The following is a 17,876-nucleotide window of genomic DNA, read 5'->3' as shown; positions in this document are numbered from 1 at the left end:
CGCGCACCACGGGTGACGTGACGCGCGCCGGGGCGGGATCACCAGATGCGGACGCGGGCGTCGGGTGCCAGGTACAGCTTGCTGCCGGCGGCCGGCTTGAAGCCTTCGTACCAGGGATCGAGGTTGCGCACGACCCAGGCGCGCTGCTGCGACGGCGAGTGCGGATCGGTCAGCAGCCGCTGGCGAAGGTTCGCCTCACGGTAGCTGCGCCGCCACACCTGCGCCCAGCCCAGGTAGAAGCGCTGCTCGCCGTTGTAGCCGTCGACGACGCCGGCAGGCTTGCCGCCCAGCGCGTGCTGATAGGCGTCCCACGCGACGGTGAGGCCGGCGAGGTCGGCGATGTTCTCGCCCAGCGTCAGCGCGCCCTTCACGTGCAGGCCCGGCAGCGGCTCATAGGCGTCATACTGGCGGACGAGCGCTGCAGTGCGTTGTTCGAACCGCGTCACGTCCTCCGGCGTCCACCAGTCGGTGAGGCTGCCGTTCGCGTCATACTTGCGGCCTTGGTCGTCGAAGTGATGGCTGATCTCGTGGCCGATGACGGCGCCGATGCCGCCATAGTTCACCGCCGGATCGGCGTTGGGATCGAAGAACGGCGGCTGCAGGATCGCGGCCGGGAACACGATCTCGTTCATGACGGGGTTCGCATAGGCGTTCACCGTCATCGGGGTCATGTACCACTCCCACTTCTGGATCGGGCGACCCAGCTTGGAGAAGTTGTCGGCATGCGCCCAGTTGGCGGCGCGGATCGCATTGCCGAGCGCATCACCGGCGCGGATCTGGAGGTTGGAATAATCCTTCCACTTGTCCGGATAACCGATCTTGGGCGTGAACGCCGCGAGCTTGGCGCGCGCCTTCTGCTTCGTCTCGGGGGCCATCCATTCGAGCTGGTCGATCCGACGGCCCATTGCCTCGGTGACGTTGCGCACCAGCGCATCGGCCGCAGCCTTTGTCTCGGGCGGGAAATACTTGGCGACGTAGACCTGGCTGACCTCGTCCCCGAGCGCGTCGCTGGTGAAGTCGACCGCGCGTTCCCAGCGCTGCTGCTGCTCCGGCGTGCCCGAAAGCGTGGTGCCGTAAAAGGCGAAGCTCTCCTGGTCGAACGCCTTCGGCAGGACGCCGGCATATTGGTCGAGCGAGCGTACCAGCATCTGGTCCTTGAGGACCGACACTGGAGCTGCAGCAATCGCCTTGGCGATGCCTGCCACCGCGCTCGGCTGCGCCACGATCACCGTGTCAACATTCGCTCCCATGCCCTTGAAATAGGTCGGGAAGTCGAATCCGGGGGCCTGCTTCTGAAGCTGCGCCAGCGTCAGCTTGTTGTAGGTCTTGTCGGCGTTGCGGCTTTCGACCCGGGTCCAGTGCGCCTTGGCGATGCCGGTCTCGTAAGCGAGGATGGCGGCCGCGCGCGCTTGCGCATTGGGCTCGCCGGCCAGGGTGAACATCTTGGCGATGTGCGCGACATAGGCGTTGCGCGTCTCGACCATCTTGGCGTCGGTGGAGAGGTAATAGTCGCGGTCCGGCAGGCCGAGGCCCGACTGGCTGAGGTTCAGCGCATAGACGTCCGGGTGCTTGTCGTCCGGGCCGACATAGCCGCCGAACGGACCCTCGATGCCGTTGACCGAAGCCTCGGCCGCGAGCGCTGCATAGCCGGTCTTGCCGGACAGTGCCTTGATCTTGCCGAGCCAGGGCTGGATCGGGGCGAGGCCCTTGGCGTCGATCGACGCCTGATCGAGGTAGGTCGCATAGGCGACGCCGATCTTGGAGTTCGCGTCGGTGCGCACGCCGTCCAGGATCTCGCGGGTGCGGCTGCGCGACAGGTCCTCCAGCACCGTGAACATGCCGAAGTTCGACTTGTCGGCCGGGATCGGCGTGGTCTTTTCCCAGGTGCCGTTCGCAAAGCCGTAGAAGTCATCCCCTGGCGCGATCGTGCGGTCCATGCCGGCTTCGTCGAAGCCGAAGGTCCCGATCTGCGGCTTGGCAGTGTTGGCGGCGCTGACCGGCCCCGTCGCAACCTGGCCGACGACCTGCGTCTGCTCGGCGACGGCGGCGTGGTCGGCGGCGCCGGTCGTGGCGCAGGCGCCGAGCAGCGCGGAGCCCGCGAGCAGAGAGGATAACAGAAGCGAACGCCGCATGATGTGTCCTTCACACTGGGTGGAATGCGGCTGTCTTAGTGGGCGGGGATCGCCCGTCAATTCAAAGACGTATCCTCGTGTCGTGCGGAGCGGCGATGGCGGCGGCGCCACTTTCGCCCGATCCACAAGCGCCACCCGAACGCACTGCCGAAATAGCCGACCAGGGCCCCCAGCAGAGAGAAGAACAGCAGGCCCACGAGCGTCGCGGGGCCGGCATCGACCAGCAGCCAGTCGAGCCAGCCGACATTGACCTGCGCGTGGGTGGCAAGCGGTTGGCCGGGCACCTTCGCATCGAACCGCAGCAGCCAGGCCCCGACCCAATAAGCTGCCACCCACAGCGGCGGTGTCGTGATCGGATTGGTGAAGAAGGTGGTGAGCGCCGCGGCCGGGATGTTCGCCCGAAGCGGCAGCGCCAGCACGGCGGAGGCCGGAATCTGGCCCATGGGCACCAGAATGCCGGTGACGATGCCAAGCGCGACGCCGCGCGGCACCGAACGCCGGGTGAAACGCCAAAGCTCCGGCGCGAGCACGCGATGCGCCACCGGCCGCAGCCAGCGGTTCTCGCCCATGCTCTCGCGCGTCGGCATGTTCGCCGCCGCCCACCGCAAGATGCGGACGCCGAGCTGCTTGTCGTGCAAGCGCGTCAGCCGCGATCGCGCAGCAGGCGCTGCTGCTCGCGCTTCCAGTCGCGTTCCTTGATGGTGTCGCGCTTGTCGTGCGCCTTCTTGCCCTTGGCGAGCGCCAGCTCCACCTTCGCCCGGCCGCGACTGTTGAAGTAGATCGACAGCGGGACCAGCGTCATGCCCTCGCGCGCGACGGCGCCGTGCATCTTGTTGATCTCACGCATGTTGAGCAGCAGCTTGCGGGGGCGCTTCGGCTCATGGTTGAAGCGGTTGCCGTGGCTGAACTCGGGGATGTTGGCGTTGATCAGCCAGACCTCCTCGTCCTTCACCTCGGCATAGCTTTCGGCGATCGAGCCCTCGCCGAAGCGAAGCGACTTCACCTCGGTGCCGGTGAGCGCGATGCCAGCCTCGTAGGTGGTCTCGATGAAATAGTCGAAGCGTGCGCGCCGGTTCTCGGCGACGGTCTTGCGCTTGTCGAAGGTGGCTGGTCTGGGTCGGGCCATGGGAGGCCGGACATAGGCGCTCGCATCGCGCGAGGAAAGGTACTCGACGGTGCCATGTGCACGCCGCTGGACGGCGCGGCCGCGCAACTGCAAGAACGGGGCATGACCGAACCGCTGCGCAGCCTCTACCCGCCGATCGAACCATGCGAGACCGGCATGCTCGACGTCGGCGACGGGCACAGCATCTATTACGAACGGTGCGGCACGCCGGGTGCCAAGCCCGCGGTGTTCCTGCACGGCGGCCCCGGCGGCGGCATTTCCGCCGATGTACGGCGCCTGTTCGATCCGGCGCGCTACGACGTCCTGCTGTTCGACCAGCGCGGCTGCGGACGCTCGACCCCGCACGCCTCGCTGGAGGCGAACACCACCTGGCACCTGGTCGCCGACATCGAACGGCTGCGCCGCCACGTCGGCGTGGAGCGCTGGCTGGTGTTCGGCGGCTCCTGGGGCTCTACCCTTTCGCTTGCCTATGCCGAGACACACCCGGAGCGGGTGAGCGAGCTGGTGCTGCGCGGCATCTTCACGCTGACCGAGCCCGAACTGCACTGGTACTACCAGTTCGGCGCGTCCGAGGTGTTCCCGGACTATTGGGAAGCGTTCCAGGCGCCGATACCGGAAGCCGAGCGCGAGGACATGCGGGGCGCGTACCGCCGGCGGCTGGTGGGCGACGACGCAGAGGCGCGGATCGAGGCGGCCAAGGCGTGGAGCCTGTGGGAAGGGCGGACGATCACGCTGCTACCTGATCCGAAGCTGAGCGCCGGGTTCGAAGACCCGCACTTCGCCCTCGCCTTCGCGCGGATCGAGAATCACTATTTCGTGCATCACGGATGGCTGGAAGAGGACCAGCTGATCCGGGACGCGCACCGGCTCCGCGACATCCCGGGCACAATCGTGCACGGGCGCTACGACATCGTCTGCCCGCCGCGCACCGCATGGGCGCTGCACCAGGCGTGGCCGGAGGCGGACTTCCGGCTGGTGGAAGGTGCCGGTCACGCGTGGAGCGAGCCGGGGATCCTGGACCAGCTCGTCCGCGCGACCGACCGGTACGCGACGGAGTAAACGCTCTCCACTCTTCTTAGTACCCCGGCGAATGCCGGGGCCCAGGTGCGATGGTCTAGGTCGGGTCGCGCCCCCTTTCAGAAGCCTTCCCGACAGGGCCCCGGCCTTCGCCGGGGTACAGTATCGCTCGCGGCCGCTCAGCCCGACTTCTTCGGCGTTACCCAGACGGAGACGGGCACCACCACCTTGCCCGGCGCGGGCTTGCCCACTTCGACGCGGTCCGCGGTGACGAGCTCGCCCGTCTCCAGCGTGAAGGAAGCCCATGGCTTCGGCATGCGGCCGAAGCTCATCCGCTGGATCGGCTGGCCGGTGGTCGTGTTCATGATCGTTGCGATGATACCCATCGCCGGGCCGATAGCGGCGCCATCCTACCGATGTCCAGCCGCCGTGCGATCAGTCGCCGTGCTTCCAGTAGCGGACATAATCCACCGACATACGCTGCGGGAAGCTGGGGTCGTCGATGCCCTTCGCCCCGCCCCAGTCGCCGCCGACGGCAAGGTTCAGGATCAGCGGATAGGGCCTGGTGAACGGCCATGCCGCTGCCCCGCCCGGCTGGTCGTTCGCAACCCGCATATAGGCACGACCGTCGACGCCGATTGTGATCGAATCCGGCTTCCAGTCGAGCTGGTAGTTGTGGAAGGCGGTGCACGCGGTCGCCACCTGCTTCTGCGCGCCGCGCTGCGTGCCGAGGCGATGGTTGAAGGCGCCGCTGTGAAGGGTCGCATGGATGACGTTCGGGTCCCAGCCGACCATCTCCATGATGTCGATCTCGCCACCGGCGGGCCAGGAGGCGTCCTCCGGAACCATCCAGATGGCGGGCCAGGCGCCGCGGCCGCAGGGGAGCTTGGCGCGCACCTCGTAGAAGCCATAGCCGAGCGTCTGGCGGGTCACGAGCTTGGCGGAGCTGTACGCCTGCCCGCCCCAATCGGGGAACTTCGCCTTGGAGAGCGGCTCCCGCCGCGCTTCGATCACAAGCACGCCGTCTTCGATGCGGGTGTTTTCCGGCCGGTCGGCCGCGTAATATTGCTTCTCGTTGTTGTACCAGCCGGCGGCGTTACGGGAGGTGTCGAACCGCCAGATGCTTCGGTCCACCTTCTTGGCCGCGAATTCGTCTGCGAAACTGGCCGGAGCCGCGGGCGGCGCCATCGGGGCGTCCACGGCATAGTTGGTGGCCCCCAGCGTCGCCGCCTGCACCGCGAGCAGCATCCATTGCATCGGCATCTCCTCCGCCTTCCCGGTCTCCAGCCGCCGGATGCGGAGATCCTAGGCGCTACCGGAGAGACTGGGAAGCGGATGCCGACCGTCTACTCGCCCGCGCCGAATCCGCGAAGCGCCCGCGCGCGCTGCACGTCATGCTCGACGACCGCAGTGGTGAAGCGCCGGAACAGGCGCTGTGCCTGCCGCCAGGAGCCGCCGGCGGGTGCGCTCCGTTCCCGGGTGCGCACGAGGCCGCTGCCCCAGTCGGAAGCGATGCGCTGCAGCTCCGCATCCTTCTCGTCGATCGCGTCGTCGATCACCAGTGAGGAGAAGGGCATCGCGATCCGGGGCGCGGCGAAGCGGCCTCGCAGGTCCTCCCGCGCTTCGCCCGGCGCGAACAGCAGCGCGCCCGCCACCCGCGCGGCATAGTTGGCGGGCGACAGTTTCGCCCACCAGCCGACGGCGAAGCAGCTGAGGCCGCTGGCGATCAGCAGGACCGACCGGTCCGACTCGGTTACGGCGCGGTCCAGCTTGGCCGCCCAGCGTGCCCGGTCGGACCGCGTCGCGAAGCCCCCGCTCAGATGCCGCGCGCCTTCGGCCGGCCATCCCAGCTTCCGCCAGGCGGGCAGCGGGTCCTGCGGGTCCGAAAGCGTGATGACGGAGAGATCCTCTCGCCACATCGCCAGACTGGTCATAGGCAGCTCCCTTCCCTGTTTTATACGGCGGTCGCGATCCCTCGCCGCCTTGCTTACTTCCCCGACGCCGAGCTCACGCCCCGTGTGCTTCCAAGCCGCCGAAGCCCGCGCGGCGCCGTACCTCGCGTGCGACCAGGCTGCGCGCTTCCGTTGGGGCGGTCCCGTGCCCGCCCGCTTCGAAGCTTTCGAGGAGGACGCCGTCGAGCAGTTCCTGTCCCGCGCGCCAGTCGCCCAGGCCGCTGTCGGCGTTCAGGTGGCCGCGCTCCCCGGCATCGATGAACTCGCTGCCCCAGTCCGCGGCAAGGCCGCGCGCACGCTCCAGGGTGATCCATGGATCGTCCCGGGAAGCGACCACGATCGAGGGAAACGGCAGCCGCGGGCGCGGCGTCGTGGCAAAGCCCTTCACCTCGGCAGGCGCCTCCGGCCGATCGACGTCCGCAGGTGCCACCAGCAGCGCGCCGACGACGGGGCCGTCCGGCAGTTGCGGCGAAAGCTCCGCCCACCAGGCGACCGCAATGCAGCCCAGGCTGTGCGCGGCCAGCACCACCGGCGCCTCCGCCCGGCGGATCGCCTGGTCCAGCTTGGTGACCCAGCTGTTGCGATGCGGGGTGTGCCACATGCCGAGATCGACGCGCACCGTATCGGGGCGGCGCTGCTCCCACAGCGTCTGCCAGTGGGAGGGACCCGATCCGTTCAGGCCCGGCACCGTCAAGATCGTCGGATGCAGTGCTTCGTTCGAAGAGGAACTCGCCATCGTGCTTCTCCTGGTTCCGAGAAGAACCCTTTGACTATCACGCCCGCCAGCCAGTTCGAAGATAATCCTACTATGTAGCTAGACAATCAAGCTGCGCCCGAACGGCCTTGCCGTGCGGCCAACGATGTGCCCGTCAGGCGGAAAGCGCCTGTCGCGGCTGGAGGTCCGCAGCGCCGCCGGCATGGTAGCGTGCCAAGTCGAGCATCCCGGCGCGCTTGGCGACGATCGTCGGCACCAGCGCCTGCCCGGCAACATTCACCGCGGTGCGCCCCATGTCCAGAATCGGATCGATTGCGAGCAGCAGTCCCACGCCATCGAGCGGCAGCCCGAGCGTGGAAAGCGTGAGCGTGAGCATCACCGTCGCACCCGTCATGCCGGCGGTGGCGGCAGAGCCGAGCACCGAGACGAACACGATCAGCAGATAGTCGGCGAAGTGAAGCGGTACGCCGAAGAACTGCGCGACGAAGATTGCCGAGATGGCCGGGTAGATGGCCGCGCACCCGTCCATCTTGGTCGTCGCGGCAAGCGGGACGGCGAAGGACGTGTAGGCGCGCGGCACGCCGAGCGACCGCTCCGTCACTTCCTCGGTCAAGGGCAGCGTGCCGACCGACGAGCGCGACACGAAGCCGAGCTGGATCGCGGGCCAGGCCGACGCGAAGAACCGCAGCGGGCTGAGCCCGTGCGCCGCCAGCAGCAGCGGGTAGACGACGAGCAGGACGAGCGCGAGGCCGAGGTAGATCGCACCGGTAAAGGACCCAAGGCTCGACAGCGTGCCCCAGCCGTAGCGGACCGCGGCATCGCCGATGAGCGCGGCGGTGCCGATCGGCGTCAGCGCGATTACCCAGCGCAGCAGCCGCCGAAAGATCTGGAGCGCCGATGCGTTGAACGCCAGGAACGGCTCGCCCGCCGCACCGATCCGGACCGCAGCCGCACCCACTGCAATCGCCGCGACGATGATCTGGAGCACGTTGAACGACAGGGTGGTCGACAGCTTCGCGTCGGCCTGGGTCGTGGTGGCGCCGATGCCGAGGAAGTTTGCAGGGATCAGCCCCTTCAGGAAATCGACCCAGCTGCCGGTGGTCGCCGGCACCGCGGCCGCTGCCTGATCCACGCCCGCATGGAGACCCGGCTGGATCACGATGCCCAGCACGATCCCGATCGTCACCGCGATGGCCGCGGTGATCGCGAACCAGACCAGCGTCTCTACCACCAGACGGGCCGCGTTGCGCAACTCGCGCAGCGCGGCGATCGAGCCGACGATGGCGGTGAACACCAGCGGCGGCACCAGCGCTTTTAGAAGCTGGACGAAACTCTGCCCCACCGTGTGCAGCGTCTGCGCAAGCCAATTGGCGTCCCCGCCCGGAATCGAGCGTGCGAGCAAGCCGAGCAAAACGCCCGCCACCATGCCGAGGAGAACTTGAACGCCGAACGAAGGTAAGCGAACCGCGCTGCCGCTTGCAGAAACCTGGGTCATGAACCCGATCTGGGGTTCGCCAGGAGACATCCCAACGTAGCTTTTCTGCTGGACGGAAAAGCTGGCGCCCACTCGGGATTACGGCAGGGGCATCAGCATGCGCAGCGTATCGCCGGCTTTCCGGTCAAAGTCCTGAACGACGGCAGGCACTACGGCCTAGAGATAGGCGAGTGCCTGCAGGACGCTGGCGTAATAATCGGCCTGCGGGGTCGGCGCCGGCAGCGGCTGGCCGAGCAGGCGGCGTACGCCCACCATCGCGCCGCTCGATAGGGCAAAGGGTGCGTTCTGCCCGGTGCGGACATCGATCCACGCGGGAATTGGCCCGGCGCCATAGCCGCGCCAGAAGCGCGCGATCGCGTCCGCCTTGGCACCGCGACCCGCCATTGCGAGGTAGAGCGGCACGCGTACCGCGTCGAAGCCGAAGCGCGGATCACGCCCCGCAGCCGGCGACATGCTGCCGTCCGGCGTCACGTCCACCCAGTCGGTGGGCAGGGCATGCTGGCCGAAGCGCGCGCGGGCGATCAGCACCTCCCCGCCCTTGATGACGGCATCCCACTTCTTGTCGCCGTCGGCCGCCCGGAACCGTTCGAGCGCGGGCCACACGTAATAGGAAGGGTTGAGCGTCAGCCGGCCCTGCTGCTCGAACCCGGTGCCGCCAGGAACCAGGAAGAGGTCGTTCCCGACCTGCCGCAGCATGGTGTCGTGCAGCGCGTTGCGGATGGCCGCGGCCCGCTCCGCCAGGAAACGCTCGCGCCAACGGTCTGCACCGATCATCAGCCCCCAGGCGATCAGCATGTCGCCGTCGGTGGCGTTGTTCGGATCGCCCACGGGCTGGGCGGCATTGGGGTCGTAGCGCCAGGAATAGAGCGGGTCGCTGCTGCGCGTCAGCGTCTTTTCCGTCCAGGCGAGAATACGGTCGAAGGCGTCGCGGTCGCCTGCCGTGGCGGAAAGGACGAGCGCATAGCCCTGCCCTTCCGTGTGGCTGACGCCGTTGTTGCCGGTGTCGATCACCCGGCCGTCCGGCTGCACGAAGCTGCCCTTGAAGCCGGTCCAGAGCGATGGGATCAGGGCGGGGTTGCCGCCTGTCACCGGGGATGTTTTGCGCGGTACCGCGGCATTGCCGGCGGTGTCGTGGCCATTGTCCGCCGCGCGCCCCGAGCATGCGACGACGAAGCTGCTGCCGGCACCGAGCAGCAGTGCGCGTCGGTCAAGCACCATAGAAGAATTCCACGCTCCGTTCGCTGGAACCGAGGACACGCGTGCGGATGCTCGCGCTGCCGCCGAGCTGGCCGAGCCAATGATCGTAGATGCCGGCGAGCACGGCCACCGCGGTGTCGTGCCAGCGGCCCTCATCCATACCGTGCGGCGCCGGCGGCAACTCCGAATGGAGGATCTGCAGCCCGCCTTCGGCAAAGCGCAGCACCACCCGGCCCCAACCGCTTTCGGCCCAGAAGGCGTTCATGGCAGCAAAGATCTCGTCGTTGGACTGCGCCTCGCCCAGCGGATAGGCACGCGCGATGCGGGCGCCGATGGCACGGAAGAACGCTTGCGCCTGCTCGGGCTCCGCTACCTCCCACGCCTCGTCCACCATGTGGCAGGCGAGCATGACCGGCGGCTGAAGCCCGGTTTCTGACGGATCAAGCCGCCAAGGCATCAGCATCGGCTTGCTCACTTGTCGCCTCCCAACGTCTGTTTGATACCTACCGAGGTACGCACTTCGTTGTATTGGCCAAAAGTGTTAACATTGATGTCACCACCCACGCGGGTGCTGCCGGCGAGCCCGTAGTAGACCGACGCCCCTGCGGCGAGGCCGAAGCCGGTATCGCTGAGGCTGTCGTAGCTCGCCCGGACGTCGGTGTTCTGGGCCTTCAGCTGGTCCAGAACCGTCTGCGCCCCCGGATCGGTCGGATACAGCGGCGCCGCGTCCTGCTCGTAGCTCTGATAGCCGGGCGCCGCATTGGCGCTGATCTCGAAGCCGTTGGTGTTCATCGCGAAACGCACCGGGAAGCTCACGCTGAAGAAGCTCTGCGGGCTGAAATAGCCGCCGTGCCCATAGCTGAAGTAGTTCTGATTGTTCCCGAACGCCTGGTAATTGGCATTGATCCCGACGGTCAGCGAAGAACGCGTATCCCGGTAGGCGCGCGTGTAGCCGCCGGCGTTGAACTGCATGGAATGGTTGTCGCGCACGCCGGTGCCGTCATAATGGTGCCAGGCGCCATCCACATAGGCGCCGGTGCCGTCGCGATCCCACGACAGCGAACCGCCGCCGCCGGTGCGCATCACGGCGCCCCAGAAATCCCCGGTCACGGGATCGATCGTGCCGGCATAGGAAACGATGCTGTCCGTGACCGGTCGGCGCTCGGCCCAGATCCGCCCGCTCGCTTCCGGCGAGAATCGCGGCGTCATTGCGACACCACCCGCAGCATGGCGCTTGGCGAAGCCGAGGGGCGTGGTGCCCACGTCGGCCTGGACGAGATCCCCCTCGTAAGTAGCGGCCACGGCAACGCCCGCGTCGTGCTGAGTGGCCGCTTGCGTCAATTGCGACGGCTGCTCCGCCACAATACCTTGCGCTTCGGCCGTGCCGTTGCGCCCGAAGCGGGCAAGTCCGGAGCCGGTCGGACGGCCGGCATCGAGCACGACCGCCTGTGCCTGCACGCCTAGGCGACCACCGGCGAAGCCGGTCGAGACCTTGGCGGTGCCGCTCAGTTCCTTGAGCGAGCTGAGTCCGGTTTCACCCGAGCGGTCGCGGAAGCCGGTGGTGACGTCCGCGCGCGGAGCGCTGCTGGCGGCGAGCCGACGCATGTCGGCTTCGATTCCCTGAAGCACCGGATCGCCGCCTTGCGCCGCCATCTGGGGTGCCGAGCCGGGGGAACCGGGAGCGCCGGGCATCCAGCCCTGTGGTGCCGCCGCAGCGCCAGCCGCCGGATAGGGAGCGGCGTAGCCGTCCGATCGGGGCGAGGTGGCAAAGGGCGACACGGGCGCCCCACCGACGGGCGCGAGCCCCATCGGCGCCGCAGACGCGGTCTGGACGCCGCCGGCGCCGAAGGCGAACGGATTGCTGCCGGAGGCGACGGGGGCAAAGGGATTGGTCGCAACCGCCGGCTGCGCCATCTGCGCGAACGGATTGCCGGCGAAGGGATTGGCGCCGCCGGCCCCCGCCTGTCCCACATAGAGGGTCCGCGCCTGCTGGAGATATTTGCGCGCGGCGCCGTCGTCTCCGCGCGCCTGCTCGATGCGCGCTGCCGCCAGATAGGTGCGATAGTCGCTGGGCGCGACGCGGATCGCCTGCCGGGCCGCCTCGCGCGCGGCGCCGTGCTCGCCGGCCGACGATGCGGTCTCGGCAAAGCCGATCAGCGCATCGCGATTGTTCGGGTCCTTCGCCAGGATCATGCGATAGGTCTGCGCCGCCTGAGCGTTGAGCCCCCCGGTCTGGTAGAGCCGCCCCAGGGAGGCGAGCACGTCGGTGTCGCCGGGCGTCGCGGCCCATGCCTGCTGCAGGACGTCGAAGGCCGGGGCATATTGGCCCGCGAGACGCAGGCGGTCGGCGCGTGCGACGGCCACCGCGGAGCGCAGCGTCGCCACGGTTTGCATCCCCTGCGCCGTGCCGCCGGCGAGTTGGGTCGCACGGGAGAGCGCTTCCTCGGCCGCCATGTCCTGGCCGGTGGCGGCCAGCACCCGGACGATCGGATCATAGGCCTCGGCAGAGGCCACCGGCATGCCGGCGGCACGCTGCGCCAGCACGGAGGCGGTCTGGGTGTCGCCAAGCTCGAACAACGCGGTCGCGATGGTGGCGGTCTGCGCCGCCGGCAGGTTGGGCATGTCGGCGATCTGGCGGAGCGACTGCAGTGCGGCCTGCTGCTGCCCCTGCGCACCCAGCGCCCGGGCGCGCGTGACGGCGGCTTCGGCACGCAGCCCGAGCACGAAGCCGTTCATCTCCTCGGTACGCGACCCTTCCGGGATGCGCGCCATCAGCGTTTCGGCCGCGCCCAGCTGGCCGGACTGCTGCGCAAACAGCGCCGCGGCATAGAGCGACTCCGGCGCGGCCGACTGCGCGAGCGGGCTGATGATCGTGGTCGCGTCCATCGGCCGGCGCTGGTCGCGCAGGAACCGGGCATAGTCGTAGCGTAGCCAGGGATCGTTCGGGTCGAGCGAAATGGCGCGGTCGTATAGCTGCTGCGCCTGGCCCGGACGGCCGGCGGCCACCTCCGCCTGTGCCTGGGCACGGATCGCGCTTACCCGCAATGCACCCACCTGGGCGCCCCCGCTCGCGCGGGCGGCCTGGGTGTAGAGATTGGCGGCGTCCGCATAGCGACCCTGCTGCTGGTAGATGCGGGCAAGCAGTTCGGTTGCGGTCTGCGCGGCGGGATTGTCGCTGCGCGACAGGCGCTCGGCCGTTGCCTGCGCCTCTGCGACGCGGCCCGCATCGAAGTCGGCCTGCGCCGCACGCAGATCCGCAAAGAAGCTCGCCGACTGGAGTGCCTCCGCCCAGCGGTTGCCGGTACCGCGGCGCGAGGCGCGCTGTAGCAGGTCGCGCGCCTCCGCAAAGCGTTCGCGCCGGAGCTCGACCAGGCCGAGGCCACCCAGCGCGTCGCCATCGTTCGGCGAGCGCTTGAGCGCGCTGCGGAACAGCGTTTCCGCGCGCTCGAGGTTGCCGTCGTCGAGCGCGGTGAACCCGGCCGCGCGGGCATCGCCGCCGGGATCGCGGGAGGGCGCGGGCGCTGCCTGGCGGCGGGGCGCCGCAGGAGCCGCGGGAGCCGAAGCGGGCCGCGCTGCGGGCTGCTGGGGCTGGGACTTGGGCTGCGGACGGGCGGCAGCCGGCTTGGCCGGTGCCGGTGCGGGAGCAGGCGCTGCTGTCGGCCCCGCCATGCCGCGCTTTGCCGTGGCGTTGTTGGGGTCGATCGCGAGGACGCGGCGGTACGCCTGGACGGCCAAGTCGCGGCGGCCGCGGCCTTCCCAGTATTTCGCCTGGCGCAGCAGTGCCGGCACGGCATCCGCCTGCGCCTGTGCCGCCACGGGAGGAGCCATCGTGACGATGACGGCGCCGCTCAGCAGCCACTGCAAGGATCGGGTTCGCATCACTTTTCCACCGCTTGGAGCCGCTTGCGCTCCTGTCGCTTGAGCAGGAAATAGGCGGGCCAGGACAACAGGATCGCCGCCAGGATGCCGGAAAGCGCCAGTAGCCAGGTACGCTGGCTCGTCCAATAGGCTGCCTTCATCCAGAACGGCAGCGCACCGACCCAGTAGCGATCGCCGACCGCGAAGCTGGCCATGTCGTCGCCCGTGAAGATCGAGAGATCGCCCTGGACCGCCGCATTGATCTTCACGTCAGCCAGGCCCGCGACCATCTGGGGCAGGTTCAGCGGATCGGTCGCCAGCAGCGCCACCACGGTGCGATCGCTGTCGAACGGCGACTGGAAGCTCACGATGCCGCTGAAGTTGTCGCTGCTGTAGAGCGCCTCTCCCACCGACTCCTCCGCATCGCGGCTGTCGGGGGAGACAAACTGGACCGCGCGCATGATCGGGTTCCGCTTGCGCACCTGCAGACGGCCGTTCTCATAGTGGACGGGCGCGTCGGCGAAGAGCGAACCGGCTGCGAGCTTCATGTCGCCGACGACGAGCACGTTCTTGCCCGTCGCGCGATCGGCCGAGCCGTCGGTTACCACCGTCACCTGGGTCGCGGCGGCGCCGGTGGAATCGCCCAGGCGACCCATCACCGCCAGCAGCGCTTCCACCGTCGCAGGTGCCGGGTTGGGACCCACCATGACCACCGTCTCGCCCAGGTCCGGTCGGATGGTGAACGGATAGCCCGCGCCCGCGAAGGTCGCGAGGTCCGGCATCCGGATGGCGTGATAGGCGTGGCCAAGATCGATCGTGCTGTCCGGCAGGATGCTGACCCGCACATTGTCCGGAAGCGTGCCTTCGCACCGCTTCTTGTCGGCAACGATCAGGTTATAGTCCAGGATCAGCTGGTTCTGGCCGAACAGGTTATAGTCGGGCAGCACGATGTCTGCGGTGGACGTGTAGGACTCCGCCGCATCGTCACCCATCAACCGCCGCCACCAGGACGCGCCGCGCAACGGCTCCGTGCCGAGATATTGGTTGTTGATCGAGATATCGAGCCGCGAGGCGCGGCGATCGAGCCAGGGAGCGCCCGGGTAGCGGTAGTGCAGGCGCAGGTCGCCGCCCTGCCGCGGCCAGAAGAACAGATCGGGCGCGACGCGGAACGACGTCGTGAGCGGTCCGGGCGGCAGCCCCTGCCCCTGCAGCGCATAGGCTTGGGTGAACTCGCCGAGTTCCACCGGACGGTCGGTCCGCAGCCAGCGCGGCGCGCTGTAGCGCGGCATCGACGGGATACGGACGCCCGCGAAGGACGCGCTCGTTCCACCCGCAAGCCCGCGGCTGAGCGCCAGCGCCGCCGCCGCCTGCTTCAGCTCGCGGTCGTCGCGGCCCATCACCAGCAGCAGCGTGCCGGAGGGATCGGCCGGATTGCGGACGACGGAGGCGGACGGCCCCTGGATGTTGCCGCCGAAGTTGCCCATCCGGCGCGCGTTGGTCAGGAACAGCACCGCGTTGCCGCGCGGCAGCTGGTTGTACCGCGGCGGGAAGGAGAAGCCGCGGTAGCTGGCCAGGCTGCCGAACCAGGAGGCGAGCGCGGACGCCGCCTCCAATTCGCCGGCCGTTGGCGTGCTCAGGAACACGAACGGCAGGTTGAGCGCACGCGGATCGGCGCGATCGACGAACGGCGCCGGCCAGCGGGAAAGATTGGGGTCGAGCGGCAGCGGCTGGACGGAAAGGTCCAGATAGGTCCGCGTGTTGCTGATGTTCGCCCACAGCGAGCTGTGGAACGGGTCCTCGCAGTCGCGGGCATAATGGCCCAGGAATCGCAGGTTCAGGCGATTGTCCCCCGGCAGGAACAGCGCCGGATCGACCGGGAAGGTCAGCTGGGTGCCGCCTGCGGTCTCCCGCACCAGCGGGATGGTGCGAACCGTCTCGCCATTGACCAGCACCACCATCTGGCTGAGGTCGCCGAGCAGCGCGGGCGAATAGGCGAAGGTCAGCGTCATCGTCGCAGAAGTGACGACCGCGTCGGAGCGCACGCCGAACGGAATGCCGATTTCACCATGGGTGCTGCCCAGACGGATCGGCTGGCGCTGCTGCAGGTCGCGCAGCGTCAGGCGGATCTGGCGACCGGTCCCATCGGCAGCCGGAGCGACCGCCGCCCCGGCGGTCTCCGGCGCGACTTGTGCGTGGGCGGCGTCCGGACGCAGCATCGCCGCACCGAGAACGGTGAGTGCCAAGGCCGCAGCGGCCTTGATCGGCGCCGGGGTGCCAGTCGCCACGTTCTTCGGCTCCCGGCGAAAGATGTTGCCGAGCGTGCCGATGCCGATCGCCGTGATGTGCGCAAGCGAACGAAAGCCGGAGACGGTCGGGTGCGGACCGGCGGGCTGCCAGGCGTCGGCGCGGCCCATCACCGACCGCACCAGCAGGCGGACAAGATCGGGCGAGAGCTCGGGGAAACGAAGAAAGGCATTGGATCCACGCGTCCGCATCGTCTCCACCGGCAGTGTCAGCATGTCGTCTCCCATCGGCAGGGCCACGTCGGTCACGGTCCGCCCGGTCAGCGACACGCCTTCAGGCAGCGTCAGCGACAGGCCGCCCAGCGACACGTCCTTGGTGGTCCCGTCGAGCACATAGCCATCGTCGAGGTATACGGTCACCGGCAGCTTCACCGGCAAGCGGATGTGCTGGCGCGTCTGGCGCCGCTCGCGTGCCACCGAAACGGCCGCCAGCAGGATGACCACGCTGAACATCGCCCAGGCGGTGTTGAGGAAAAGCGTGTCAAGCTGCACATCGAACTCGCCCGGGAACAGAAGCCGCCGCGCAAAGCCGAAGGCGATGCCGAACAGCAGCAGGCCGATCGTGATCAGGTGCGGCTTGACCGTCGCGAAGTCGAAATAGGTCCGGTCGAGCAGACTGCCCTTGTCCGTGACGTTGAACTTGCCCTCGTGCGGGCGGAACAGCGTGTAGACCGTGGGCTTGACGAGGTGGAACGCGAGCAGCGTCTCGTAGATCTCGCCCCAGAACGGACGGCGCTCGCCGCCCTGGATGCGCTCGCTCGACTGCATCGCCAGGAACAGGTGCGGTGCTGCATAGGCAAAGATCAGCCCGGCCGAGGCGTGGATGATGTTGGCGCCGGCAAGCAGATAGGCGAGCGGGGACGTCAGGAACACGATCCGCGGCAACGGAAACTGGAAGTGCAGCATCGCGTTGATGTAGCAAAGCCGCTGCTGCCAGTTCAGGCCGCGCCCGAGCAGCGGATTGTCGATGCGCATGATCTGCGTCATGCCGCGCGCCCAGCGGATGCGCTGGCCGATGTGCAGCACCAGGCGCTCGGTCGCCAGGCCGGCTGACAGCCGCGCGGCGATGTAGGCGGTGTTCCAGCCCATGCGCTGCAGCTTGAGCGCGGTATGCGCATCCTCGGTCACCGTCTCGCCGGCGAAGCCGTTGGTCTGCATCAGCGCCTCGCGGCGGATGATCGCGCACGAGCCGCAAAAGAAGGTCGCGTTCCAAAGATCGTTGCCGCGCTGGACGGCGCCGTAGAAGAGGTCGCCCTCCCCCGGCATGTCGCCTGCCCCCGCCAGGTTCCGCTGCACGGGATCGGGCGAATAGAAGTGGTGCGGCGTCTGCAGCAACGCGAGCTTCGGATCCTTTTGGAACCAGCCGACCGTCAGCTGGAGAAAGGCGCGGGTCGGCACATGGTCGCAGTCGAAGATCGCGATCAGCTCACCCTCCGTCTTGCGGAGCGCGGCGTTCATGTTGCCCGCCTTGGCGTGGAGATTGTCCGTGCGGGTAAGATAGCCGCAGCCGACCTGGCGGGCCATCGCCCGGAACTCCGGGCGACGCCCGTCATCCAGGATGAACACGCGGAAGCGTTCCCGCGGATAGTCCATGTCCATCGCCGCGTACGCGGTGTTGCGGACGATCTCGAGGCTCTCATTGTAGGTCGGGATGTAGAGATCGACCATCGGCCAGGTGTCCGGCGTCCCCTCGATCTCGATCACCGGGCGGTCGAGCGGCCAGCTGGTCTGCAGGAAGCCGAGCACCAGGATCACCCAGGCATAGAGCTCGGCCAGGTAGAGGCCGGTGCCCAGCAGCATTTCCGGTATGGAGTCGAACTCCAGCGTCGTCGTCGTCCGCCAGATCAGGTAGCGCGTCGACATCAGCAACGAGAGCGCGGCGATCGCAAGGGTGCCACGACGGGACTTGTTGCGCCCGATCAGCAGCGCCCCGATGATGGTGGTGCCCGCGAAGATCCATTGGGTGCGGAAATCGAGCGGAATCAGAAGCACCGCGACGACCGCCATCAGGACGGGTATCGCGATCAGCACGCGCGCCACGCGCGACATCGGCGAGGCGGGCTCCGTCATCGCCGCCCCTT

Annotated in this window: 13 protein-coding genes; 1 reads left to right on the top strand and 12 read right to left on the bottom strand. The window is 68.4% G+C overall.

Annotated features, from left to right (window positions below):
- Window positions 1–38 precede the first annotated feature (38 nt).
- From MHZ35_RS13125 to smpB, 3 genes are read right to left on the bottom strand one after another with little or no spacing between them, the layout of a single operon-like run.
- The gene (locus MHZ35_RS13125) at window positions 39–2,132 is read right to left on the bottom strand and encodes a M13 family metallopeptidase (protein WP_239436062.1); all 2,094 of its coding nucleotides are present in this window, start codon (window positions 2,130–2,132) and stop codon (window positions 39–41) included.
- A gap of 56 nt (window positions 2,133–2,188) precedes the next feature.
- Window positions 2,189–2,719 carry a DUF2062 domain-containing protein gene (locus MHZ35_RS13120; RefSeq protein WP_239436061.1) on the bottom strand — a complete coding sequence of 177 codons (531 nt, stop codon included), beginning with the start codon at window positions 2,717–2,719 and terminating at the stop codon, window positions 2,189–2,191.
- Window positions 2,720–2,775: 56 nt separating this feature from the next.
- Window positions 2,776–3,258 carry an SsrA-binding protein SmpB gene (gene smpB, locus MHZ35_RS13115; protein ID WP_132884226.1) on the bottom strand — a complete coding sequence of 161 codons (483 nt, stop codon included), beginning with the start codon at window positions 3,256–3,258 and terminating at the stop codon, window positions 2,776–2,778.
- A 102-nt stretch (window positions 3,259–3,360) separates the two neighbouring features.
- Here smpB and pip point away from each other — a divergent pair, with 102 nt between their 5' ends.
- Entirely contained in the window at window positions 3,361–4,317 is a 957-nt protein-coding gene (gene pip, locus MHZ35_RS13110) for a prolyl aminopeptidase (protein WP_239436060.1), read from the top strand.
- A 137-nt stretch (window positions 4,318–4,454) separates the two neighbouring features.
- Here the strand turns inward: pip and MHZ35_RS13105 are convergent, their stop codons facing one another.
- The 9 genes from MHZ35_RS13105 to bcsA form a co-directional block, all read right to left on the bottom strand.
- Window positions 4,455–4,661 carry a hypothetical protein gene (locus tag MHZ35_RS13105; RefSeq protein WP_125962088.1) on the bottom strand — a complete coding sequence of 69 codons (207 nt, stop codon included), beginning with the start codon at window positions 4,659–4,661 and terminating at the stop codon, window positions 4,455–4,457.
- Between the two features lie 49 nt (window positions 4,662–4,710).
- A complete protein-coding gene (locus MHZ35_RS13100) occupies window positions 4,711–5,532 on the bottom strand; it encodes a glycoside hydrolase family 16 protein (RefSeq protein WP_239436059.1) in 822 nt (273 codons plus the stop codon).
- 89 nt (window positions 5,533–5,621) lie between these two features.
- Window positions 5,622–6,209, bottom strand: coding sequence for an alpha/beta hydrolase (locus tag MHZ35_RS13095; protein WP_239436058.1), 588 nt, complete (start codon window positions 6,207–6,209; stop codon window positions 5,622–5,624).
- A gap of 73 nt (window positions 6,210–6,282) precedes the next feature.
- The gene (locus MHZ35_RS13090; RefSeq protein WP_239436057.1) at window positions 6,283–6,963 is read right to left on the bottom strand and encodes an RBBP9/YdeN family alpha/beta hydrolase; all 681 of its coding nucleotides are present in this window, start codon (window positions 6,961–6,963) and stop codon (window positions 6,283–6,285) included.
- A 133-nt stretch (window positions 6,964–7,096) separates the two neighbouring features.
- Window positions 7,097–8,437 carry a dicarboxylate/amino acid:cation symporter gene (locus MHZ35_RS13085; RefSeq protein WP_239436056.1) on the bottom strand — a complete coding sequence of 447 codons (1,341 nt, stop codon included), beginning with the start codon at window positions 8,435–8,437 and terminating at the stop codon, window positions 7,097–7,099.
- Window positions 8,438–8,593: 156 nt separating this feature from the next.
- Entirely contained in the window at window positions 8,594–9,655 is a 1,062-nt protein-coding gene (locus MHZ35_RS13080) for a glycosyl hydrolase family 8 (protein ID WP_239436055.1), read from the bottom strand.
- The gene (gene bcsD, locus MHZ35_RS13075) at window positions 9,645–10,109 is read right to left on the bottom strand and encodes a cellulose biosynthesis protein BcsD (protein WP_239436054.1); all 465 of its coding nucleotides are present in this window, start codon (window positions 10,107–10,109) and stop codon (window positions 9,645–9,647) included. The genes MHZ35_RS13080 and bcsD overlap by 11 nt, the downstream gene beginning before the upstream one ends.
- Complete coding sequence (locus MHZ35_RS13070; RefSeq protein ID WP_239436053.1) at window positions 10,106–13,513, bottom strand: cellulose biosynthesis protein BcsC; 3,408 nt, start codon at window positions 13,511–13,513, stop codon at window positions 10,106–10,108. The genes bcsD and MHZ35_RS13070 overlap by 4 nt, the downstream gene beginning before the upstream one ends.
- Window positions 13,513–17,865 carry a UDP-forming cellulose synthase catalytic subunit gene (gene bcsA / locus MHZ35_RS13065; RefSeq protein ID WP_239436052.1) on the bottom strand — a complete coding sequence of 1,451 codons (4,353 nt, stop codon included), beginning with the start codon at window positions 17,863–17,865 and terminating at the stop codon, window positions 13,513–13,515. Before bcsA ends, MHZ35_RS13070 begins: the two co-directional genes overlap by 1 nt.
- Window positions 17,866–17,876: the final 11 nt, after the last annotated feature.

Origin of the sequence: Sphingomonas sp. ACRSK, assembly GCF_022346685.1 — a bacterium.
In the GTDB taxonomy this organism is placed as follows: domain Bacteria; phylum Pseudomonadota; class Alphaproteobacteria; order Sphingomonadales; family Sphingomonadaceae; genus Sphingomonas; species Sphingomonas molluscorum.
The sequence above is the reverse complement of the archived record's forward strand: the minus strand, read 5'-3'. Positions and strand labels throughout refer to the sequence as shown.